Annotated in this window: 21 protein-coding genes; 7 read left to right on the top strand and 14 right to left on the bottom strand. The window is 74.8% G+C overall.

The features are described from left to right. Positions 1–90: 90 nt before the first annotated feature. A complete protein-coding gene (locus IF00_RS0120945; protein ID WP_030320210.1) occupies positions 91–1,023 on the bottom strand; it encodes an AraC family transcriptional regulator in 933 nt (310 codons plus the stop codon). A 95-nt stretch (positions 1,024–1,118) separates the two neighbouring features. Here IF00_RS0120945 and IF00_RS0120940 point away from each other — a divergent pair, with 95 nt between their 5' ends. Further along, positions 1,119–2,003, top strand: a complete 885-nt coding sequence (locus tag IF00_RS0120940; RefSeq protein ID WP_030320209.1) for a Rossmann-fold NAD(P)-binding domain-containing protein — start codon at positions 1,119–1,121, stop codon at positions 2,001–2,003. Positions 2,004–2,026: 23 nt separating this feature from the next. Here IF00_RS0120940 and IF00_RS0120935 read toward each other — a convergent pair whose 3' ends face one another. After that, on the bottom strand, positions 2,027–2,761 hold the full coding sequence (locus IF00_RS0120935; RefSeq protein WP_030320207.1) for a class I SAM-dependent methyltransferase: 735 nt from the start codon (positions 2,759–2,761) through the stop codon (positions 2,027–2,029). A 118-nt stretch (positions 2,762–2,879) separates the two neighbouring features. Then, positions 2,880–3,185: a 4a-hydroxytetrahydrobiopterin dehydratase gene (locus tag IF00_RS0120930; protein WP_030320206.1), complete on the bottom strand. Its 306-nt coding sequence runs from the start codon at positions 3,183–3,185 to the stop codon at positions 2,880–2,882. Between the two features lie 91 nt (positions 3,186–3,276). Here IF00_RS0120930 and IF00_RS0120925 point away from each other — a divergent pair, with 91 nt between their 5' ends. Further along, positions 3,277–4,104: a helix-turn-helix domain-containing protein gene (locus IF00_RS0120925; protein ID WP_030320204.1), complete on the top strand. Its 828-nt coding sequence runs from the start codon at positions 3,277–3,279 to the stop codon at positions 4,102–4,104. Here the strand turns inward: IF00_RS0120925 and IF00_RS0120920 are convergent. After that, positions 4,094–4,516 carry a hypothetical protein gene (locus IF00_RS0120920; protein WP_030320202.1) on the bottom strand — a complete coding sequence of 141 codons (423 nt, stop codon included), beginning with the start codon at positions 4,514–4,516 and terminating at the stop codon, positions 4,094–4,096. The genes IF00_RS0120925 and IF00_RS0120920 overlap by 11 nt on opposite strands. Before the next feature lie 284 nt (positions 4,517–4,800). Between IF00_RS0120920 and IF00_RS0120910 the strand changes: the two genes are divergently transcribed. Beyond that, positions 4,801–6,012 (top strand): low temperature requirement protein A, encoded by a 1,212-nt coding sequence (locus IF00_RS0120910; protein WP_030320200.1) that lies wholly within the window; start codon positions 4,801–4,803, stop codon positions 6,010–6,012. Between the two features lie 40 nt (positions 6,013–6,052). Here IF00_RS0120910 and IF00_RS0120905 read toward each other — a convergent pair whose 3' ends face one another. From IF00_RS0120905 to IF00_RS0120885, 6 genes are all read right to left on the bottom strand, one after another. Beyond that, entirely contained in the window at positions 6,053–7,948 is a 1,896-nt protein-coding gene (locus IF00_RS0120905; RefSeq protein WP_078944793.1) for an alpha/beta hydrolase, read from the bottom strand. 76 nt (positions 7,949–8,024) lie between these two features. Continuing rightward, complete coding sequence (locus IF00_RS46180; protein ID WP_167346872.1) at positions 8,025–8,189, bottom strand: hypothetical protein; 165 nt, start codon at positions 8,187–8,189, stop codon at positions 8,025–8,027. A 61-nt stretch (positions 8,190–8,250) separates the two neighbouring features. After that, positions 8,251–8,664: a hypothetical protein gene (locus IF00_RS0120900; protein WP_030320253.1), complete on the bottom strand. Its 414-nt coding sequence runs from the start codon at positions 8,662–8,664 to the stop codon at positions 8,251–8,253. A 120-nt stretch (positions 8,665–8,784) separates the two neighbouring features. Beyond that, positions 8,785–10,209, bottom strand: coding sequence for an amino acid permease (locus tag IF00_RS0120895; protein ID WP_030320197.1), 1,425 nt, complete (start codon positions 10,207–10,209; stop codon positions 8,785–8,787). A gap of 65 nt (positions 10,210–10,274) precedes the next feature. Further along, positions 10,275–12,443, bottom strand: a complete 2,169-nt coding sequence (locus tag IF00_RS0120890) for a phage holin family protein (protein WP_030320195.1) — start codon at positions 12,441–12,443, stop codon at positions 10,275–10,277. Positions 12,444–12,719: 276 nt separating this feature from the next. Next, positions 12,720–13,136 carry a recombinase family protein gene (locus IF00_RS0120885; protein ID WP_030320193.1) on the bottom strand — a complete coding sequence of 139 codons (417 nt, stop codon included), beginning with the start codon at positions 13,134–13,136 and terminating at the stop codon, positions 12,720–12,722. Between the two features lie 146 nt (positions 13,137–13,282). Between IF00_RS0120885 and IF00_RS0120880 the strand changes: the two genes are divergently transcribed. Further along, positions 13,283–14,062, top strand: coding sequence for an MBL fold metallo-hydrolase (locus IF00_RS0120880; RefSeq protein WP_030320192.1), 780 nt, complete (start codon positions 13,283–13,285; stop codon positions 14,060–14,062). A gap of 46 nt (positions 14,063–14,108) precedes the next feature. After that, positions 14,109–14,768: a DedA family protein gene (locus IF00_RS0120875; RefSeq protein ID WP_051820529.1), complete on the top strand. Its 660-nt coding sequence runs from the start codon at positions 14,109–14,111 to the stop codon at positions 14,766–14,768. A 79-nt stretch (positions 14,769–14,847) separates the two neighbouring features. Here the strand turns inward: IF00_RS0120875 and IF00_RS0120870 are convergent, their stop codons facing one another. From IF00_RS0120870 to IF00_RS0120860, 3 genes are all read right to left on the bottom strand, one after another. Beyond that, the gene (locus IF00_RS0120870) at positions 14,848–15,909 is read right to left on the bottom strand and encodes an MBL fold metallo-hydrolase (protein WP_030320188.1); all 1,062 of its coding nucleotides are present in this window, start codon (positions 15,907–15,909) and stop codon (positions 14,848–14,850) included. Between the two features lie 154 nt (positions 15,910–16,063). Beyond that, positions 16,064–17,296 (bottom strand): aminotransferase class I/II-fold pyridoxal phosphate-dependent enzyme, encoded by a 1,233-nt coding sequence (locus tag IF00_RS0120865; protein ID WP_030320187.1) that lies wholly within the window; start codon positions 17,294–17,296, stop codon positions 16,064–16,066. A gap of 97 nt (positions 17,297–17,393) precedes the next feature. Beyond that, entirely contained in the window at positions 17,394–18,662 is a 1,269-nt protein-coding gene (locus tag IF00_RS0120860; RefSeq protein WP_030320185.1) for a sulfite oxidase, read from the bottom strand. A gap of 255 nt (positions 18,663–18,917) precedes the next feature. On the opposite strand from IF00_RS0120860, the gene IF00_RS0120855 reads away from it, so the two are divergent. Together IF00_RS0120855 and IF00_RS0120850 are read left to right on the top strand one after the other, a co-directional pair. Beyond that, entirely contained in the window at positions 18,918–19,436 is a 519-nt protein-coding gene (locus tag IF00_RS0120855) for a GNAT family N-acetyltransferase (protein WP_030320184.1), read from the top strand. A gap of 102 nt (positions 19,437–19,538) precedes the next feature. Beyond that, positions 19,539–20,396, top strand: coding sequence for a methyltransferase domain-containing protein (locus IF00_RS0120850; protein WP_030320182.1), 858 nt, complete (start codon positions 19,539–19,541; stop codon positions 20,394–20,396). A gap of 48 nt (positions 20,397–20,444) precedes the next feature. Here the strand turns inward: IF00_RS0120850 and IF00_RS0120845 are convergent, their stop codons facing one another. Further along, on the bottom strand, positions 20,445–21,743 hold the full coding sequence (locus tag IF00_RS0120845; RefSeq protein WP_030320180.1) for a hypothetical protein: 1,299 nt from the start codon (positions 21,741–21,743) through the stop codon (positions 20,445–20,447). Between the last annotated feature and the right edge of the window lie 122 nt (positions 21,744–21,865).

The following is a 21,865-nucleotide window of genomic DNA, read 5'->3' as shown; positions in this document are numbered from 1 at the left end:
AAAATCGATCCCGTGTTGCTCGTATCGTCATACTCGACGGCTCGGGCCCCGGCCCGTCGTGACCCGGCGCGCGTCATGCCGCTGCGCGCGTCATGTCCCGGCTCGGTGCTCCTGCGGGCTGACGCCCCTGACCCGCTTGAACGCGGCGCTCAGGGCGAAGGCGCCGCTGTAGCCGACCTGCCGGGCGACGGACTCGACGGTGGCGTCGCTCTCGCGCAGCAGATCCGCGGCGAGCGCGAGCCGCCAGCCGGTGAGGTACGCCATCGGGGGCTCACCGACGAGTTCGGTGAACCGGCGGGCGAGCGCGGCCCGGGACACGCCCGCCTTCGCGGCGAGCGAGGCGACGGTCCAGGGGTGGGCGGGGTCGTCCTGGAGCAGTCGCAGGGCGCGGCCGACGACCGGGTCGCCCATGGCCCGGTACCAGGCGGGGGCCTCGGCGCCCGGCCGGGAGAACCAGGCGCGGACACCGGAGATGAGCAGCAGGTCGAGGACCCGGTCGAGGACGACGGTCTGGCCGGGTTCGTCGCGGGCGATCTCCTCGCCGAGGAAGGGCATGAGGGGGCAGTTCCACGCGTCGGCGGGCAGGTGGAGCAGCTCCGGCAGGGCGTCGAGCAGCCGGCGGCCGACCTCGCCGTCCATCCGGTACGTGCCGACGAGGACCGTGGTGCCTCCTTCGGGCGCGTTGCCCCAGGTACGGACGCCGAGCCGCATGCGGTCCGCGAGCGGCTCCCCGCTGAGGGTGGTGCAGACGCCGTCGGGCCCGATCACGGCGCTGGGCGGGGCGTCGGGGGTGTGGGCGACGGTGTACGGCCGCGGGCCCCGGACGATGGCGATGTCCCCGGGTCGCAGTACCACGGGCGCGCCGGTGTCGGGAACGACCCAGGCCTCGCCCTCCGTCACGCACATCACGCAGATCGGTGCGGCGTCCTCGATGCGCACCGACCACGGCGGCTCCATGACCATGCGGAGCAGGAAGGCGCCCCTGGCGCGGGGGCCGTCGAGGAGTCCGGCGAGTGCGTCCATGGGTCAACAGGGTAGGCGGGCCGGTGAGACGGAGACATAGGGGTGTGAGACGGGAGAGCATGGGCGGCGGGCGCCGTGGGCGGGAGTCTTGACCCATGACGAAGCAGACGAACGACACGCGGAACGAGCAGAACTCGAACGAGCGGGGCGCGAGCGGGCACAGCCCGACCGTCCTGGTGACGAGCGCCACCGGCAAGACCGGGCGCCGCGTGGCCGAGCGGCTCACGGCGCGTGGGGCGACCGTCCGCGCCGGGTCCCGTTCCGGCTCGACGCCCTTCGACTGGGAGGCCCCGGAGACCTGGGGCCCGGCGTTGCGGGGCGCGGACGCCGCGTACGTGGCCTACTACCCGGATCTCGCCGCGCCGGGCGGGGTCGAGGCGATGGAGACCTTCGGCCGGCTGGCCGCGGAGCACGGCGTGCGCCGGCTGACGGTGCTGTCGGGGCGCGGGGAGCCGGAGGCGGTCGTGGCGGAGGAGGCGCTGCGCGCGGCGGCGGTCGGGGTGGAACTGACCGTCGTACGGGCCTCGTTCTTCGCGCAGAACTTCTCCGAGGGGCTGCTCGCGGAGGGGGTCGCGGAGGGCGTGGTCGTCTTCCCGGCGGGTGACACGGCGGAGCCGTTCATCGACGTGGACGACCTCGCGGACGTGGTCGTCGAGACCCTGACGACGGACGGTCACGCGGGCCGGGTGCACGAGCTGACGGGGCCCCGTCCGATCGGCTTCGCGGAGGTGGCGGCGGAGATCTCGCGGGCCTCGGGGCGTCCGGTGGCCTACCGGCCCGCGTCCCGGTCCGAGTACGCCGGGATGCTGACCGAGTTCGGGCTTCCGGCCCCGGAGGCCGAATGGCTCGCGGCCCTGTTCGCGACGCTCCTCGACGGCCACAACGCCTCGGTGACGGACGGGGTGAAGCGGGTCCTGGGCCGCGAGCCGCGCTCCTTCGGCGCGTTCGCGGACGCGACCTGGGACGGCGAGGGGGCCTGAGCCCGAGGCGGCCGGGTGCCGGCTCAGTCCTGCCGGACGAGGCGGGCGAGCCGGTACCGGGGATCCGCACGGGGGCGGTCCTGGTCCGGGAGGGCGGCGAGGGCGGTGGCGAGCGCCTCGACGGCCGCCGCGTCACCGGAGAACCAGGAGGCGAAGTACCCGGCGCGCAGCTTCCGTACGGTGTCGCGCGGGGTTCTGCCCTGGCCGTGTCCCGTGAAGTGGGTGCCGGGGGCGGGTGCGAGGCCGTGGTCGGCGGCGTACCGGGTGATGAGGTCGGCCCGGTCGGAGGCCGCCCCGGCGGAGCGGTGCGGGCGGAGGATCGCGTCGATGTCGCTGCCGACGTCATGGGCCGCGTCCTTGTCGACGGTGGCGATCAGGACGCCGCCGGGGCGCAGGACACGAGCGGCCTCGGCGACGATCTCCGCCGCGAAGGGGACGAGGTGCAGCAGCCAGACGGCGCTGACCGCGTCCAGGGAGGCGTCGGGAAGCGGCAGTCGCCGGGCGTCGGCGCGGACGACTCGGCCGGGTACGCGTCCGTCGGCGACCCGCAGCATGGCGTGCGCGGCGTCCGCCCCGTAGACGCGCAGTCCCGGCCGGGTGAGCCGTTCGGTGACGAGGCCGGTGCCGCAGGCCAGGTCGAGCAGGGTGCTTGCGCCGGGCGGCACGAGGCTCAGGACGGCCTCGGCCGCGGCGTCGGCCCGGGGCGCCCCGCCCCGTGTCCGGTCGTAGTGCGCCGCTTCGGTCTCGTAGTCGAGCAGGGTCTCCGCCATGCCGACGATCGTACGAGAGGCGTGACCGTACGAAGCGGGAGGCGGGTGACCGTACGAAGGGCGGGGACGGGTGACCATACGAAGGGCGGGGACGGGTGACGGTATGTCAGGCGGCGCCGTGGCCCGGGGCGATCCCCTCCACCCGCTCGGCGAGCCCGAAGTCCTTCTCGGTGACGGCGCCGCCGGCGGAGTGGGTGTTCATGGACAGGGCGACGGTGTTGTAGCCGAGGGTCAGATCCGAGTGGTGGTCGAGCTCCTGCTGGATCCTGGCCACGTGGACGACGAACGCGGTCGCCGCGAAGTGGTCGCCGAGCCGGTACTCGCGGGTGAGCCGGTCCTCCTCGACGGACCAGCCGGGGAGCTCCCGCAGTCGGTCCTCGATCTCCTTCTGCGACAGCGGCTGTGTGGGCACGGCGGTGCTCCCTCCGGTCGGGTGGCGCGGGTGACGGACAGAGGTCCCCGGGGGAAACTACCCGGGTCCCCCTCTGGGATACCGTCTGGCCATGACAACGGTCGTGAGCGACACGGGAGTGGGGCCGCTGCTGCGCGGTTGGCGTGAGCAGCGACGGCTGAGCCAGCTGGAGCTGGCGCTGCGTGCGGACTCCTCGGCGCGGCACATCTCGTTCGTGGAGACGGGCCGCTCCCGGCCGAGCGAGGAGATGGTCCTGAGGCTGGCCGAGCACCTGGAGGTGCCGGTCCGCGAGCGGAACGCGCTGCTGCTGGCCGCCGGGTACGCGCCCCGGTACGCGGAGTCGCCGCTCGACGCCCCGCGCCTGGAGACGCTGCGGGCGGGCATCGAGCAGCTGCTGCGGGGTTACGAGCCGTACCCGGCGCTCGTGGTGGACGGCTCGTACACGGTGGTGGCGGCGAACCGGGGCATCGGGCTGCTGCTGGACGGGCTGCCGGAGCATCTGCTGACGCCGCCGCTGAACGCGATGCGGATCACCCTGCACCCGGAGGGACTCGCGCCCCGGATCCGGAACCTGCCGGAGTGGCGCGGGCATCTGCTGCACCAGATGGAGCGTCAGATCGGGCTGGCCCGTTCGGAGTCGCTGCGGGCGCTGTACACGGAGGTGACGGCGTATCCGCCGCCTCCGGGCGCGGACGACGGGGACGGGGCGGGCGCCCCGGGTCCTGAGGACGTGTACCCGTACTTCGCGCTGCCGCTGCGGATCGAGCACGACGGGCGGGTGCTGTCGTTCGTGTCGTCGATCTCGACGTTCAACACCCCGCTGGACGTGACGGTCGCCGAGCTGGCCATCGAGACGTTCCTCCCGGCCGACCCGGCGACGGTCGCATACCTCCAGTCCCTGCCGCCCTTCAGCGGCTAGCGGCGACGGCCCGCAGCGCCGCCCACTGCGCGAGGGCGAAGCCGCCGACGGTGGCCGCCTGCAGGGGCGTCCACACGAGGCCGGCGGTGGTCGGCTCCAGCCAGGCGACGAGGGCGACGATGCTGAGGACGGCCCAGACCGCGTTGATGTCGACGACGAGCCTCACCCCGAATGCCGGGGGCTGCGGGCGGCTCGCGAGCCAGGCGACGCCGGCGGCGTACACGGCGAGCAGGACGCCCAGTTCGAGCAGGAGGCCCGCGTCGACGCCGAGGAACTCCCCGAGCGGCCCGGAGGCGACGGCGTAGGCGATCCCGTTCGCCCCGGTGACGACGGCGTCGAGGGCGAGGAAGCGGCGCACCGCGGACTGCGGACGGGTGGTGCGGGCGAGACCGGCGAGCAGGGCATGGGACATGGCGGATCACCCTCCATGGGGGACGTTCGTGCTGGTGGTGGGTCCGGAGCCCGAGCGGAGTGCGCCGCCCGGGTTCCGGTGTCCACGAGCATGCCGGGCGGATCGGCGGGGGTCGATTACCTGGGAGGTCATGCGGGCCCGCCCCGGTCGCCGGCGGGCGCCGGCGGGGCGGTGCGCGGGGGTCGTTCGGCCGGTCGGGGAACCGCGTGTCGCCGGGCGCCGGGCGTGAGTATTGTTCGCGCCGGGGTGGCCGGGAGCGGTCTCCCCCGGAGGGGGAGAGACACATGGCGTGGAACAGGGAACGGGCCCGCATGGTGGCCACCGGGGACGATCACGCGGTGACGCCCGCGGAGCTCTTCTTCGACCTGGTGTTCGTGTACGCGATCACGCAGGTCACCGCCCTGATGGCGACCGCGCCCTCGCCGGTGCGGGTGGTCGGCGCGATGGTCGTGCTCGCGCTGTTGTGGTGGTGCTGGTGCTGCTTCGCCTGGCTGGGGAATGTCGTACGGGCCGACTCCGGCGCCCTGTTCGGGGTCCTCGTCACGGTCATGGCCGTCGTCCTGATCGTGTCGCTCGCCGTCCCGGACGTGTTCACGGACCCGCCGGGCGGGCTGCCGGTGCCGCTGGTGTTCGTGCTCTGCTACGGCGCGGTGCGCGTCCTGCACCTGGTCTCGTACTGGATCTCCAGTCCCGGTGATCCCGTGCTGCGCGCCACCCTGCGCCGTACGGCTCTGACGTCCGTGGTCCCGCCGCTGGTGCTGCTCCTGATCGGCAGCTCCTACAGCGGCCGGGTCCAACTCCTTTTGTGGCTGGGGGCGGTGGCCGTCGACTATCTCGGCATCTTCGTCACCGGCGCCACCGGCTGGCGGGTCAACTCCCCCGGGCACTTCTCCGAGCGGCACGGCCTGATCGTGATCATCGCGCTCGGCGAGTCCATCGTCGCGATGGGCGTCGGCGTCTCCGGCCTTCCGCTCACCTTCGCCGTGCTCGGCGCCTCGGCGGCCGGGCTCCTGCTCTCGGCCGGGTTGTGGCGGCTGTACTTCCGGCAGCTCGGGGAGGCGGCCGAGCATCGGCTCGCCGGTCTGGACGGCGACGACCGCACCCGGTTCGCGCGGGACGTGTACACCTTCCTGCACCTGCCGCTGGTCGCGGGCGTCGTGCTCTGCGCGCTCGGCATGAAGAAGGTCCTCCAACAGGTCGCCGACACCGGGCACTACGGCCTCGCCGAGCCCCTCCACGGGGTTGTCGCCTGGTCGTTGACCGGGGGCGTCGGTGTGTATCTGCTGGGCGCCGCCGCGATCGTGCTGCGCACCACGGGCCGGCGGCCGACCGCCCTCGCCCTGGGCGGGGTGTGCTGCCTGGCGGCGGGCCCGCTCGTCGGTCTCGTCCCGGCCCTGGTGGCGCTCGTGTCCCTCGCCACGGTCGCCGCGGCCCTGGTGTGGCTGCACGGGCGGCGCCGGGCGGCGCGGCCGTTCGAGGCCGTGGAGGCGGCGTGAGGGAGCGGAGGGCGACCCCGACCCCGCCTCCTTCTCCGTCTCAGTACGCCGCCGCCCGGTGGCCGATGAAGGCGCGCAGCCTGGTGGTGTCGGCGGTCGTCCAGCCGGGCGGTGGGAGGACGGCCGCCCAGCCGTCGACGGCTCCGGCGCCGTAGCGGTGGCCGTGCGGAGCGTCGACCCCGTACGAGACGGCCATGTCGACCGAGGTCTGCCAGAAGGCGACGAAGGGGAACCAGGTGATCTCGGGGGTGATGTCGGGACCGAGGGGTTCGTCCAGCCAGGCGGGTTTGTCGAGGAGCAGGTCGGGCGACCACCAGACGACGGGGTCGGAGGCGTTCTGCAGGTAGACCACGCGCGGGGATTCCCATGCGGCGGCCGGGCGGGCGAGGTCGGTCTCGGGGAACTGGGCGAAGCGGATGTGGGCGCCGCCCCGGTACTGGGGGCGCCAGACGGGGCTGCCCGGGTCGCGGTCGCGACGGATCTCGCGGGAGATCGGGGAGAAGTTCGGGGCGCCCAGCAGGAGGGCTCCGTCGGTGGAGGCGAGGAGCTCGTCGGCGCTGTCGAAGGAGGCCTCGACGGCGTAGGCGCCGAGGCTCTCGCCGGTGACGACGAGCTGGGGCCGGTGGCCGGCGGGAAGGCTGTCGAGCCGGGCGCGGACGGCGTCGAGGAGGGCCCGGGTGGCCTGGCCCGCCTTCTCCTTGTCGACGAGGAAGGAGACCCAGCTGGGGAGGTACGAGTACTGGACGGCGACGATCGCGGTGTCCCCCTCGTACATGTACTCCAGGGCCTCGGCGACGTTCGGGTCGACCCAGCCGGTGCCGGTGGTGCCGGCGACGGCGAGCACGGCGCGTTCGAAGGCGCCGGTGCGTTCGAGTTCACGGACGGCGAGCCTGGCCTGGGCGGCGAAGGGGCTGTCGTCCTGGAAGGCGGCGGGCAGCGCGGACGGTATGTAGACACGGACGGGGTCGCGGGCGGGCCGGCCGGTCCAGGCGGTGAGGGTTCCGCGGGTGGGGGTGGAGCCGGCGAAGTTGCGGCCCTGGTAACCGAGGTTCTCCCAGGGGATGAGGGAACCGGGTCCGCCGGAGACGAGCCGGGAGGCGGGGCGCCGGATGCCGTCCTTGGTCCCGCCGTTGGTGGCTTCGGCGATGCGGTCGGCGATGTCGACGACTCCTCGGTCGAAGACGATGTCGCGGACGCCGACGAGGACGAGGAGGGCGGAGACGACCGCGCCGACGGCGAAGGCGACGGGCCGGGGCAGGAGCCGGCCGAGCTGTCGTATCAGCGTGACCGAGCCGAGGCGGACGGCGCGGGCGAGGAGAAGAGCGGCGAGCAGCAGACCGAGGGCGATGAGGGCGATCATCGGCGTGTGCCAGGTGAGGGCGGGCGGGAGCCCCTGGAGGACCCGGAGCTGACGCTGCATCCGGGCGCTCTCGGAGATGAACCAGACGGCGAGGACCGGGCTGAGCAGCCAGTACGCCTGCCAGCAGCGGGTACGGAACCGGGCGGGCGGCCGCCACGCGGCGAGGGGTGACGCCGGGAGTCGCGGGCCCGGCCTGCTCGACAGGACACCCCCGAGCGCCCGGGAGAGCCAGGCGAGCCCGGAGCCGAGGGCGTATCCGATGGCGGCGGTGATCCCGCCGACGAGGCCCTGGAGGTACCAGGGGCGGGGCACCAGGGACGGGGTCAGGCTCGACCAGAAGAAGACCGTGGCGAAGCAGAGGGCGGTGAGGTCGGGCCAGCGGCGGATGCGGTACGAGGGGTCCGGGCGGTCCCAGTACGGGCGCCGTGCGAAGGCGAGGAGCCGGTCGGCGGCGCGGCGCGGGAGGGGCGGACGAGGAGGGGCGCCGGCGGTGGCCTCGGTGCCGGGCGTCGCTCCTTCGCCGGACGCGGGTCCGGCGGACCGATCGGTGCCGGTGTTCCGGTCGGTCGAGGTCATCGGAACACCCTCGTACGCCCGGACGCCGGTCCGCAATCGGATTTCGCCGTGGCCCGCGTCGGGGCGTGACGGGGGGTCAGCGGAGGGGTTCGTCCCGGTACGCGGGCGGCTCGGGTGCCGGGTCCGGGGCGGTCTCGGCCGCCGGGGCGCCGGGCTCGGGCGCCCGGCGGTCGGAGCGCTGGGCCCGGGAGGCCTCGGCGCGCAGCAGGGCCTGGAGAACGGCGAACGGGTCGACGGGCATGGCGAAGCTCCTCGTGGTGCGGGGGTGATGTCGGGCGGGACGGCGGAGAGGCGTGGGCCTCTCAGCAGCGCATCACCACGCACCGGAGCGCATCGCTGCGCGGGGCGGGAAGGGGGGCGTCGGCCGGGTTGCGGCGCCGGTATCGGGCGCCGTACGGGAGGCGGCGCGGGCGCCGGAACGGGCGGATACCCGTCCGCTGCCGGCGGGAGCGGCCGGGGAGTCCTGCCTCGGTGCCGGCCGGGTCGTGGGTCTCGCCGCTCGGGTCGGACGCCGGGGAGGCGGCGGGCCGGAGTTCGGCCCCGCCGGTGAGCGTGCCCGCCCCGGTGGTGAACAGCGCGGCAAGGACGAGGAGCAGCACGACCCAGAGGCGCCGGCCGGGGGCCGGGCAACGGCCTCCGCACCCGGGCCTCGCGCGCGCCGGGCTGCCCGCCGGGATGGCGGGCGGCGCGGTGGTCGGCTCGGGCGCGGGGCTCACGGAGATCCGTACTGCCCCGCCGGGGTCCCGACACGCGTGTCCGGCCCGAGATCCGCCCGAGCGGCCTACGGGTGGGGACCGTGATTCACCGGTTCACCGCACGGGCGGCGATCACGCCGGTCACGACCGGGGCGCCCCCTCCCCCATGGCCGCGCGGCGGCCTCGGGCCGACATCCCCGCGTACACGAGCACGCCCACGAAGAGGAACAGCACGCCCTGGTAGACGGCCGCGTGGCCGGAGCCCGCGACCAGCCAGAGGGAGAAGCCGAAGGCGACGAGGGTGAGGACGGTGTCGCGGATCAGCCGGGGGCGGTGGACGCGGTCGGAGTGTCCGGAGAGGAGGAAGAAGAACTGCGCGGCGGAGGAGAGCAGATAGGGCACGGTGGCGGTGAAGGTCGTGACGAGGACGAGGGTCTCGAAGACGCCCGCGGTGCCCGCCGTGTAGTTGTAGACGGTGAGGAGCGAGGCGAGGACGACGGTCACGAGGACACCGGCGGTGGGGACCCCGCGCCGCTTCCTGGCGAAGACCTTCGGGAAGAGTCCGTCGCGGGCCGCCGCGTAGGGCGTCTGGGCGCTCAGCAGGGTCCAGCCGTTGAGGGCGCCGAGCATGGAGACGAGGGCCATGCAGGCGACGGCCGTGCCGCCCCAGGAGCCGCCGAACATGAGGTTGACGGCGTCCGTGAACGGGGCGTTGGAGGCGACGAGCCGCTCGTGCGGGACGGTACCGAAGACGGACAGGGTGGTGAGCAGGTAGAGGAAGGCGGCGGCCAGGGTGCCGAGGACGGTGGCGCGGCCGACGTTGCGGCGCGGGTCGCGGACCTCACCGGCGCTGACGGCGGCCGACTCGACGCCGAGGTAGCTGAAGAGCAGGATCGCGGCGGAGGCGGAGACGGCTCCGAGCGCGCTCTCGTCACCGGCCCGGAAGGGCCCGAGGTCGGCGCTGTCGAAGAAGAGGAGTCCGCCGACGGCGACGAGCAGCAGCGGGACGAACTTGAGCACGGTCGCGACGATCTGCACGGCGCCGACGTAGCGGGTGCCGGCGAGGTTCGCGAGGGCCGGGAGCCACTGGACGAGGAGCGCGGCGGCGATGGTGGCGGGCTTCGACCCGTGGAGCGGGATCAGCACGTCGAGGTAGCCGACGGCGGCGACGGCCAGGGCGGCGTTGGAGACCCAGGCGGTGATCCAGTACGACCAGGCCGTCAGGAATCCGGCGAAGTCCCCGAAGGCCGCGCGGACGTAGACGTACGGTCCGCCGGTCGTGGGGTGGCGGTGGGCGAGGCGGCCGAAGACGAGGGCGAGGGCGATCGCGCCGAGGGTGAGGACGCCGAAGGCGACGAGGCTGATGGTGCCGTAGGGGGCGACGGAGGCAGGCAGCAGGAAGATTCCGCCGCCGATGATGTTGCCCATGACCAGGGCGGTCGCGATGGGGAGCCCGAAGCGGCGGGAGTGCTTGCCCTCGCTCTCGGTGGCTCCGGGGGTTCCGGAGGCGTCGGTGGTCCCTGGGTCTTCGGTGTCGCTCTGTGGAGTTGTGGTGGCCGTGCTCATGCGGTGGTGCGCCTTCCGTCGTACATTCCGGGTCATCGTCCGGTAACGGCGAACAGGCGTCCAAATCAGCGTTTTTTGTCCTGCGTGACCGGCCAGTCAACCGGAAGAAGTGATTCCGATCCGTCCGTGGACGGCGAAATCTCCAGCGGGACCTGCGGACCCGAGCACTCCCGCAGCCAGCGCCGCAGCACCCGGTGCACCTGCTCCGCACCGACCAGCTCCTCCCCCGCACCGACCGGCGGCGACAGCTCCGGCGGCGAGAGGAGGAACGGGTACGACTGCTCGCCGCCGAGGCCGCCGTGCGAGCCGATCTGCTCCTCGAAGGCGTGCACGGTGCCCGTCGCCGGGTCGTACATCGAGTTGACCATGATGTCCGCGACGTGCGGGAAGCCGTCCGTGCGCCGAACCGCCCGCGCCGCGCCCCGGCCGAAGACGGCGAGCGGCCCCCCGTCGTCGAGGTCGGCGACCGGCACCTCCACCCCGTCGCGGGCGAGCACCACCGAGCCGTGCTCGGCACTCGCCACCAGGACGAAGCCGACACCCGGATGGTGGGCGAGGGTACGGAGCAGGGCCGGGTGGCGCCGGTCGATCTCCTCCCGGGTCATCCGGTGCGGCACGTCGGGGAACGAGATGAGGCCGAGGTTCCCGGAGGCGAGGACGAGCGGCTCGGAGGGCCGGGAGGGCAGCTCCCTCGCGGTCTCGCCGCTCTCGTCCACCGGCCGGTGCAGCGCGAGGCGCAGCGCGTCCCTGGCCGCGTCCCGCGCCTCCGAACCTCCCCCGGACTCCGTCCGCGGGTACCCCCTCCGGGCCCTGCGCACCCGGCGCGGCACCGGAAGCCCGCACCCGGCCCTGACCAGGTCCTTGAGCGTCAGCCCGTACGCGCCCTCGAAGGTCTCGCCGGGACTCTGTCCGTGGTCCGAGAGCAGCACGATCCGGTAGGGGCGCGGGGCGTGCTCGGCGACGGTGGCGATCAGCGCGATCGAGCGGTCGAGACGGCGCAGGACCTGGTCGGTGTCCCGGCCGTGCGGGCCCGAGTGGTGGGCCACCTCGTCGTAGGCCACGAGGTCCGCGTAGACGGCGGTCCGCCCGCCGAGCATGTCCCCCATCACCGCCGAGACGACGACGTCCCGCTCCACGACCGTCGCGAAGGCGCGCACGAAGGGGTACGTGCCGCCGCGCGAGACCCGCGGGCTCTCGCGGCGCAGCAGCGCCCGGGTCGACTGAAACACCTCACGGCCGCATTCGGCGACCAGCGATCCGGCGGTACGGACGGCGTTGGCCGGGTCGGAGAAGTACGCGAAGTAGCCGGCGCGCGAGCGGTTGCGCGGGCCGCGCCGGGCGGCCATCGACAGGACGAGCGCGAGCTGGTCGGCGCCGCCGCTGAACAGGTTGCCGCGCGAGGCGCCGTCGACGGTGAGCAGACCGCCGTCCCCGGTGCGGCGCACGGCCCGGCGCTGGAGCTCCACCGCACTGGCCGGGCGGTTCGACACCATGAGCCGGCCGGTGTCCTTCTCGTACCAGCGGAAGGCGGGCACGTCCTCGTTGGAGCCGTGCAGGATGCCGAGCTGGCTCGCGCCGGTCTGGCTGGACCAGTCGGTGCGCCACGGGGTGAGCCGGTGGCCCGCGTCGATCCAGGACGCCACGGTCGGCATGAGCCCGTCGGCGACGGCCCCGCGCAGGACGTGGTGGCCGACGCCGTCGAGCTGGAGGAAGACCGTCCCGGGGACCTGCTCGGGCGCATCGTCCGACGCGCGGGGCCGGGTGCGGCCGGTGAGCCGGTACAGCCGGCGCCGGTAGGCGTCGTCGTCGCGGACGGCGAGCGCGGTGGAGGTGGCGGAGGCGACGGCGGACATGACGGCGGCGACCACGACGGCGGTCTCGGGGTTGGCGGCGCCGCGTCCGTCGGGGATCAGCCAGAGCGCGACGAGCAGCAGTGAACCGTTGAGGAAGAACACGAGCAGACCGAGCACGAGCGCGGGGACGAGGAGCAGGGCCCGCACGATCACCGGCCACACGAGCGCGCCGAGCAGACCGAACGCGCCGGCCGCCGCGGCGGCGGTGAGCGCCGTCCTCGTGAAGCTGTCGCCGCCGGGGGACTGCAGTTCGAAGTCGGGGAGCAGCCCGGCGAGGATCAGCATCGTGAGCGTCGACACCGCCCACACCACGGTCACCCGCCCCAGCGCGCTGCCCGCGGACCGCCAGCGGTCGGCGCCACCCCATCGCCCGTCACCCACGCCCGCTACACCTTTCGCCCGTTTCCTGCCTCAAGCGTGGCACAACGCCCACGACCGGCGGGAAGAACGGGTGAGGGTGATCGGCCCGGGTGTGTCAGGTCGTACGTGCCGACGTACGTCAGGTCCCGCGTGACGACGTACGCGCGGTCGCGCGTGAAGACGTACGAGAAGTCGTACGTGGGGTCGTACGTGCGGGCGGGCGGGCGTCGGCCGTGCGGGCGTCGGGTCGCTGTGTCGGGTTCGCTGCGTCGGCTCGCTGTGCGTGACGAGGCGTCGTCAGCAGCCGTCGTAGCCGGCCGTCGGCATCGAGAGCCGCCGGTGGACCCCCGCCTTGGCCGCCGCGTCGTACTCCGGCTCACACGCCGGCTCGTCGGAACAGGCGGTCTCCACCCGCACCCCGCGCCGCGCGCACTCCGCGCGGAACCCGGGCACGGAGGTCAACGCGCGGGCGAGGACCCGCTCGTTGGCGGCGACGAACAGGTCGACCGCGCCCGCCTCCACGTCCGCCCACAGGGCCTCGTGATCGGGCCGGATCCCGTAGAACAGCAGCTGGCGGGCGACCACGTACCCCTTGTCGTCGGCCCAGCGCGCACACAGAGCGTGCTGGCGGCGCGTGTCCACGAGGAAGGGGTCGCTGTCCAGCTCTTCGAGCGGGGTGAGGCTGGCGATCGCCGCCACCCGAACGTCGTCCATGGGCCGACCCTACTGCGGGACGGCACGGCCGAACACACTCCGGCGCCCGCTCCGGACATTTACCCTCGATACGGAGTGAGGGTACGGGCGCGGACATCGTGAACGGCGGTGAACGACGGCCGGAACCCGGGACGACGGAAGGCGGCATGCCGGTGGAGGTCACCTGGTGGGGTCACGCGACCTGCACGGTCGAGGACTCCGGGGTCCGCTTCCTCACCGATCCGCTGTTCGCACGGCGGCTCGCACACCTGCGGCGGCGGCGCGGCGCCCTGCCGCCGCCCGAGGCCGCGGTCGCCGAGGCCGTCCTCGTCTCGCATCTGCACTCCGACCATCTGCACCTGCCGTCGCTGGCCCGGCTCGCGCCCGGGACCCTGCTCGTCGTGCCGCGCGGCGCCCCCGCCGCCGTACCGGGGCTGCGCAGGCTCGACGGGAACGGGCTGCGGCTCACCGAGGTGGAGCCGGGCGACACGGTGACGGTCGAGGGCGTGACCGTACGGGCCGTGCCGGCGCTCCACGACGGCAGGCGGCTGCCGGTGGGGCCGCACCGCGCCCCCGCGCTCGGGTACGTCGTCGAGGGCGAGGCACGGACGTACTTCGCCGGGGACACCGGCCTCTTCGACGGGATGGCGGAGGCGGTGGGCCCGGTGGACGTGGCGCTGCTGCCGGTCGGCGGCTGGGGACCCTACCTGGGACACGGCCATCTCGACGCGGGCCGGGCGGCCGAGGCGCTCGCCGCGCTGTCGCCCGCGGCGGCGGTCCCGGTGCACTACGGCACGTACTGGCCGATCGGCCTCGACGGGATCAGGCCGCACGAGTTCCACGCGCCGGGCGACGAGTTCGTACGGCACGCGGCGCGGCTGGCGCCGAAGGTGGCGGTCCATCTGCTCGCGCACGGCGAGCGGGTACGTCCGGAGGTGGCCCGGTGACGCGGGGTGCGCGGCCCGGACGGGCGGCGCGGCCGGGGGGCGCCCGGTGATCCACGGGCTCACCGGGGTCGTGACGGCGGTGCGGGAGCTGCCGCCGGAGTCGACGCAGCAGGCCGTCGGCTATCCCTCCCTGTTCCTCCTCGTGGCGCTGGGCGCCCTGGTGCCGGTCGTGCCGACGGGCGCGATCGTCAGCTCGGCGGCGGTGGTCGCCTTCCACCAGACGTCGCCGATGGCGCTGCTCTTCGTCTTTCTGGTGGCGGCGTTCGCCGCGCTGCTCGGCGACACCGCCCTGTACTGGCTGGGTCAGCGCGGGGTGCGCTCGCGCAACGGCTCGCGGTGGCTGGCCGCGCTCCGGGGCCGGGTGACACCGGACCGGCTCGCGCACGCGCAGGAGCGGCTCGACACGCACCAGGTGTCGGTGCTCGTCCTGTCCCGGCTCGTGCCGGCCGGGCGGATCCCGGTGATGCTGGCGTGCCTGCTGTCGGAGATGCCGCTGCGGCGGTTCGTGCGCGGCGACCTGGCGGCCTGTCTGGCGTGGGCGGCGACGTACCAGCTGATCGGGATCCTGGGCGGTTCGCTGTTCCCGGAGCCCTGGCAGGGTGTCGTCGCCGCGGTGGGCCTCACGGTGCTGATCAGCGCGGTCCCGGGGCTGTGGCGGCGGCTCCGGGGGCCGCGGGCCAAGGTGGGCGGGGTGTCGGAGCAGTAGGCGGTCTCGGGGCACGGGTGCCGGGCAGGTGGTGGCGGGGCCCGTGGTGCCTGCGCTCGTGATGTCGGAGGACGCCGCGTCAGGGCACGAGCACCCGTGAGCCGCCGACCGGCAGGTCCCACAGGTCCTCGCGACGCAGCCCGGCCTGCTCCCAGGCGGTCCTGACCCGGGTGAGGGGTTCGAGGACGGGCTCAGAGGACAGCACGAAGGTCGCCCAGTGCATGGGGGCCATCCGCCGCGCCCCCAGGTCCTGGTGGGCGCGGACCGCCTCCTCAGGATCGGTGTGGACGTCGCTGAGCCACCAGCGGGGGTCGTAGGCGCCGATCGGGAGCAGGGCCAGGTCGATGCCGGGGTACCGGCGGCCGATCTCGGCGAACCAGTGGCCGTACCCGGTGTCGCCGGCGAAGTGGACGCGCCGCCCGGACCCGTCGGTGAGCACCCAACCGCCCCACAGGGAGCGGCAGGTGTCCAGGAGGGTGCGCTTGGACCAGTGGTGGGCGGGGACGAAGTCGAAGCGCACGCCGTCGAGTTCGGCCGCCTCCCACCAGTCGAGCTCGGTGACCCGGCTGAACCGGCGGCGGGCGAACCAGCGGCCGAGGCCGGCCGGCACGAAGACCGGGGTGTGCCGGGGAAGCCGTTTCAGGGTCGGGGCGTCGAGGTGGTCGAAGTGGTTGTGGCTGATGACGACGGCGTCGATCCGCGGCAGGTCCTCCCAGCGGACGCCGACGGGGGTGAGCCGGGCGGGGGTGCCGAAGATGCGGCGGGACCAGACCGGGTCGGTGAGGACGGTGAGGCCGCCCATCCGCAGTACCCAACTGGCGTGCCCGGCCCAGGTGATGGCGAGGGTGTCGGGTCCGGAGGGCGGCAGCGGGCCCGGCTCGAAGGGCAGCAGGGGGATGTCGCGGAGGCCTTCGGGGCGGGGGCGTACGGCTCCCTCGCGCGCGAGGCGGGCCAGGGCGCGCACGCCGGGGAGCGGGGCGGTGAGCCGGTCGGCGAAGCTGCGGGGCCAGTCGAGGCGGAGCCGTCCGACGGGATGGAGGACGGGGGCGGGTGCCGGCGCGGGGGAAGGAGCTGTGGCGGGATCGGGCTGGTGCGGGGCGGCCTGGGCGGCCCGCGTGGGGTGTGCCGTCCGTTCCGTCATCTGCGTGCTCCGTTCTGCGCGGATGGTTCGGCTCGTGCGGAGGGTCGGGCTGGTCCGGAGGGCCGGGGGCGGTCGGCTCGTACGGCTGCGGCTCGTACGGCCCCAGCCGCGGCTCGCGCGGGTTGCTTCGGCGGCCGGGCGGCCGGGGGCGCCGTCACCGGAGTTCCTCCAGGATTCCTCCGAACTCCGCCAGCTTCGCCGCCACATGGGGAAGTGTCTCCGGGTCACGCGCCGTGAGCGTCTCCGCCCGCTCCTCCTCCGTGTCGCCCAGGAACATGCCGGTGCCGAACCTGACGCGCAGGGCGCCGAGTTCGTCGCCGAAGCGGTGGCCGCCGGTCGCGGGGGCACCGAGGCGCGCGCCGAGGTGGCTCTCCAGCTCCAGGGAGTCGGTGACACCTCTGGCGGCGAGACCGGCCCGTAGCGGCCCGAGGTCGGCGTAGAGGTGGCGGCCCGCCTGCGGCGGCCGGGCGAGGGCCCCGGCGGCGAGGACCGCGCGGTGCGCCGCCGCCGCCAGGCGACCGTGGACCGCGGCGGCGCGGCGGGCCCGCACGGTGACGTCCTCGGGTTCGTCCAGGGCGTGCGCGGCGGCGGGGGCGACGGGCCCGGGGACGACGGCCCCGAGGGCGGTGAGGACGTCGAGGACGCGGGCCCGGCGGTCGGTCCAGCGGTCGGCGCGGGACGGGTCGGTGGGCGGGAAGCGGGCGACGGCGCAGGGCCAGGCGGCCGGGGTGAGGGCGCCGCCGAGGTCGGAGAGGACGGTCACGTCGTCGGGGCACATCTCGGCGGGGCTGAGGAGCACGGTGTCCTCGGGGTGGTGGCGGGTGTCGCGCCAGGTCTCGTCGCTGATGACGTGCAGCCCCTCGGCGACGGCGGCCTCGCACGCCTCGCGGACGAGTTCGGGCGGGGCGACGGTGGCGGTGGGGTCGTCGGCGACGGAGAGCAGGAGGACGCGCGGGCTGCCGCCCTCGGCGCGGATCCGCCGGACGGTCTCCAGGAGGGCGTACGGGTCGGGGACGCCGCCGGCCTCGGCGGGGGTCGGCACGTGGTAGGCCGGTCGGCCGAGGAGGCGGGCCTGCGGGGTCCACCAGGCGGGGCAGGGCCGGGGCAGCAGCAGGTCGCCGCCGTGGGCGGCGATCAGGGCGAGCAGCAGTGCGGGGGCGCCGGGGCCGGCCACGACGTCCTCGGGGTGGGTGCGCAGTCCGCGGCGCCACCAGTAGCCGGAGGCGGCCTCGCGCAGGACGGGGCCGCCGCCGGGCGGCTCGGGGGTGGTCCGTCCGGCGGCGGCGGAGAGCAGCCCGGCGAGTCCCGGAAGGACGGGCAGGCCGGTGTCGGGGGCGGGAGGGCCGTAGCGCACCGGGCCGCGGCCGTCCGGAGCCGTCTGCCGCATGTCCCGTACCTCCTGAGCGCGCAGGGGGGGCGCCGGCACGGCACCCCCGTGCCCTTTATACGAAGGTTCGACCGTTTCCGCCGCTCCAGGGGTCGCTTCAGGCGACCGTCACCGGGTGCCGCACGATCGCGTTGAAGAGGTAGCCCTGGGTGTTGTGGACGGCCCGATCGGGCTGGGTGTTGCCGGCGGCGTCGGTGGTCCGCGAGAGCAGGGTGACCGGTCCGGTGGCGCGCGGGATCCACGGCGCGCTCCAGCGGACCCAGCCGTCCCGCCGCGGGGTGTCGTGGAGGTGGGCCCGCCGCCAGTGCGCGCCGCCGTCGGTGGAGACCTCGACGGTCCGTACGGGCGCGTGCGCGGACCAGGCCCTGCCGGTCAGCCGGTGGACCCGGCCGGCCTCCAGGGTGGCGCCGAAGGGCAGCTGGTAGGCGGACTTCAGCGTCTGGCGGCTGATCGGGGCGCTGCCGCCGGCCGGGTGGGCGTCGCCGAAGAGGCGGTACCAGTCGGTGGACCAGGGCGAGGTGAGCGGGCGGGTGGAGACCTCGATGTCGCCGAGCCATTTGACGGAGGCGATGCCGACCCAGGAGGGCACGACGAGCCGGACCGGGTACCCGTGGTCGTACGGGAGGGGCTCGCCGTTCATCTCGTACGCGAGGATCACGTCGTCGAAGGCCTTGGCGACCGGCAGGGGGCGGCGGACCCGGCCGTAGTCGATCCCGCCGGACACGTACGGGTCGTCGAGGCCGCGCGGCTGGAGGTCGACGGCGTCGCGGGCGATCCCGGCCCGTCGGAGCACGTCGGAGAGGCGCACCCCGCGCCAGCGGGCGGCTCCGACGGCGCCGAGGGTCCAGGAGGTGCCGGTGACCGGCTCGCCCTGCTGGCTCGTGTAGAGGCTGCGGCCGTTTCCGGCGCACTCGATCAGGGCCGTTCGGGTGACGGAGGGCAGGTCGCGGAGCTGGCCGTAGGTGAAGTGGACCGGGCTGCGGCCGTGCAGGCCGTCGCCCCACAGGGTGAGGCGCCAGTCGGCGGCGTCGAGGACGGGGGTGGTGGTGTGGTTGCGGACGAAGAAGCGGTCGACGGGGGTGAGGTGGCCGGTGTCCCCGAAGCTGTCGAAACGCGCTTCGGCGTTGGTGCCCCGGACGGTGAAGTACGGGGCGGGAAGGGCCTTGACGATCCCGGGCGCGGCGAGGGGGGCGGCGGATCCGGCCGTGGTGCGCGCGGGCGCGTGGCCGGGTGCGCTCGCGGGGGCGTGTGCCGATGCGGCGGTGGCCGTGGTGGCGGTGGCGAGTCCGCCGAGGGCGGAGACCGCCGGGACCGCCGCGAGAACCTTCAGCACGGAACGGCGGGCGGGCGCGGGCGAGTTCGGCACGGGGCTCCTCGGCACGTGGGAAAGGCGCGCCACCGGGCGGCGGCGCGGCCGATCCTAGGGGCGGAAGGGCGGTCGGGACGGTCCGTTCATCGTGCTGTCACAGGGGTTCGTCAGGTCGGCGCGGACGGCGACCGATCCGGCGTTCTCGCACGTGCGGAGCCGGATACCGACGGGGGGCCGGAACTGCGAAGGCGGATACGGGAGGCGGCCCGTAATTGCGAGGCGGCCGAGGCGCCGCTCGGCCGACAATGGGCCATGCCGATTCGAGAAGCCCTTCCCGGGGACGCGGCGGGCGTCGCCGCCGTGCACGTGCTGTCCTGGCGGGCCGCCTACCGCGACCTGCTGCCCGGCCCCTATCTGGACGCCCTGGACGTCGAGGAGCGCACCGCGATCTGGCGGGCCCGCCTCACCGCCCCGGAACGGCCCACGGTCCTGGTGGAGACGGGCCCCGACGGGCGGGTGCGGGCGTTCTCCTGCTTCCGCGCCTGGCCGGACGAGGATCTCGACCGGCGGACCACGGCCGAACTGTCCGCCCTCTACGCCCTGCCGGAGGTGTGGGGCACGGGAGTCGGGCGGGCCCTCCTCGCGGCCTCCACGGAAGCCCTGGTGGCGAGCGGGTTCCGCACGGCGGCGCTGTGGGTGTTCGCGGGGAACGCGCGGGGTCGCCGCTTCTACGAAGCGGCGGGCTGGCGCCCGGACGGCGAGGCCGTGCGGGAGGAGACGGGAGGCCGGGTGCTCGAGGAACTCCGTTACCGGGGCGACCTGTTCACCTGACGCGCCACCCAGGACATGTCCACATCCCAAGACGCACATCTCATCATGCGACACCCGCGCGTACGGTGGTGAGCACGCACCCACACCGAGGGAGTCGCTCCGATGACGCATGCCTCCACCCCTGCCGCGCACCCCGCGGGCTCCGGGACGGCCCGTGAGACGGCCGTCTACACCCACGGCCACCACGAGTCGGTCCTGCGCTCGCACAACTGGCGGACGGCCGCCAACTCCGCGGCCTATCTGCTGCCCGCGCTCTCCGCCGGTCTGGACGTCCTGGACGTGGGCTGCGGACCCGGCACCATCACCGCGGACCTGGCGTCCCTGGTCGCCCCGGGCCGGGTCACCGCGGTCGACGCGGCCGAGGAGGTCCTGGCGAAGGCCCGTACCGTGGCGGCCGAACGCGGCCTGGGGAACGTCGAGTTCGCCGTCGCCGACGTGCACGCCCTGGACTTCCCCGACGACTCCTTCGACGTGGTCCACGCCCACCAGGTGCTCCAGCACGTCGGCGACCCGGTGCAGGCGCTGCGCGAGATGCGGCGGGTCTGTCGCCCCGGCGGTCTCGTCGCCGCCCGCGACAGCGACTACGGGGCCTTCGCGTGGTATCCCGAACGGCCCGTCCTGGACGGCTGGCTGGATCTGTACCACCGGGTCGCCCGGGCCAACGGCGGTGAACCGGACGCGGGACGGCGGCTGTTCTCCTGGGCGCGGCAGGCCGGCTTCACCGACATCACGACGACTGCCGCCACCTGGTGCTTCGCGACGCCGGAGGAGCGGGCCTGGTGGAGCGGCCTGTGGGCGGACCGCACGACCGGCTCCGGCTACGCCGACCTGGCCGTGTCCGGCGGCCACGCGACGAAGGACGAACTGACGGAGATCGCGGAGGCCTGGCGGGAGTGGGGGACGCGGGAGGACGCCTGGTTCATGGTCCCGCACGGCGAGATCCTCTGCCGGGTGTCCTGACCGGCCGACGACGGGCGATGGCCCCCGGCAGGTGTTCCGGCGGAGGGGCTACGAGACTCCGCGGCGGTCCTCGGGCAGCCGGTCGTCCAGGTGGTCCTCGCTGAACCCGAGTTGCGCGGCGAGGGCCCGGTATCGGCCGCGGCGGGCCTCGCCGACGGGGACCCCGTACGTGGTGAGTATGTGGAGCAGGAGGCGGAAGCCGAGGTCCGGGTCCACGGCCGTGACCACGTCCTCCAGGACCCGCGCCACCCCTCGTACCGGCTCCGCGTCGGCGTGGACCGCCTCGCGGACCTCCCTCAGCACCGCCTCCGTCAGATCGGTCCTGGCGGGCGAGAGGAAGGGCGCGTAGGCGGGGTCGACCTCCGCGAGGTGGGCGTGGCACACCTGGGAGACCTGCTCCAGCCAGACCCGCCCGTCGGCGTCGAACTCGTCCTCGTCCAGGACGTTCAGGCGCCCCGTCGCGGTCCGCCAGAGCAGACCGACCGCCCGAGACGGGACGGCCGAGTCGAGGAGCCGCCAGGCGTCGTCGAGGAGCACCGCGGCGTACGCCCCCGGGGCGTGTCCCGGGCCGTCGTCGGCGACCCGCTGGATGTGTTCGCGCGGGGTGCCCCCGTAGGTCCATTCGGTCCCGCGGAGTGCGGCCGCGAGGATCGGCAGCCCGAACCGCCCGCGTGCGAAGTCGCGACGGCCCGGGTCGAGGGGGCGCCAGCGCACGGCCAGCTCGTCGTGGACCACGACCCGCGGGTAGGCCAGGCCGTCCCCGAGGGCGAGCAGCCGCTCGTACGTGTCCGCCCCGACCGGCACCGAGTACGCCTTGAGCGCCCTCAGGAACAACCGGAACCCGAGGTCGGCGTCCGCCTCGCGCACGACCCGGAGGAGGGCGGGAACGACCCCCGGTACGGCGACGCGGAGCCCGAGGCCCGCCGCGGCCGACTCGATCTCCGCCGCCACCGCCGTCCGCAGCTCCTCCTCCGGAACCACGGGCCGCGCCTCGTCCAGGGACGTCGCCTCGTACGGATCGCGTTCCGGAGCCCGCGGCGGGCACAGGTCCGCGACACGCTCCAGCCAGGTCCGGGTGTCCGTGCCCTCCTCGGCCGGGTCGAAGCACCGGCGTACGGCCGCCAGCCACACGGTGTGGAGCACGTCGTCCGGCAGCGGGGACTCCAGGAGGAGCCGTGCGTCCGCGCCGAGCCGGTGGTCGTCGTCCTCCGCCTCGGACTCGGCGACGTCGAGCACCACCGGTTCGTCGAGGCGGAGCGTCGACCGGGCGCACAGGGTGCCGGCGAGTCCGCTGAGCCCGAAGTCGGCCGCGTAGTCGTAGAAGTAGACCTCGCGCGTGCGCGCCATTCCCGTACCTCCTGCCTCCCGGGCGGACGGGACGCCCGTCGGTGCGAAGGGTGCCCCTTCCCATGATCGGCGCAATGCGCCTCCGGCGCCCCTTCCCCCGGGGTCGCCGGGGTGAGGGGCGA

It is taken from the genome of Streptomyces flavochromogenes (assembly GCF_000717595.1).
GTDB lineage: Bacteria > Actinomycetota > Actinomycetes > Streptomycetales > Streptomycetaceae > Streptomyces > Streptomyces flavochromogenes.
The sequence above is the reverse complement of the archived record's forward strand: the minus strand, read 5'-3'. Positions and strand labels throughout refer to the sequence as shown.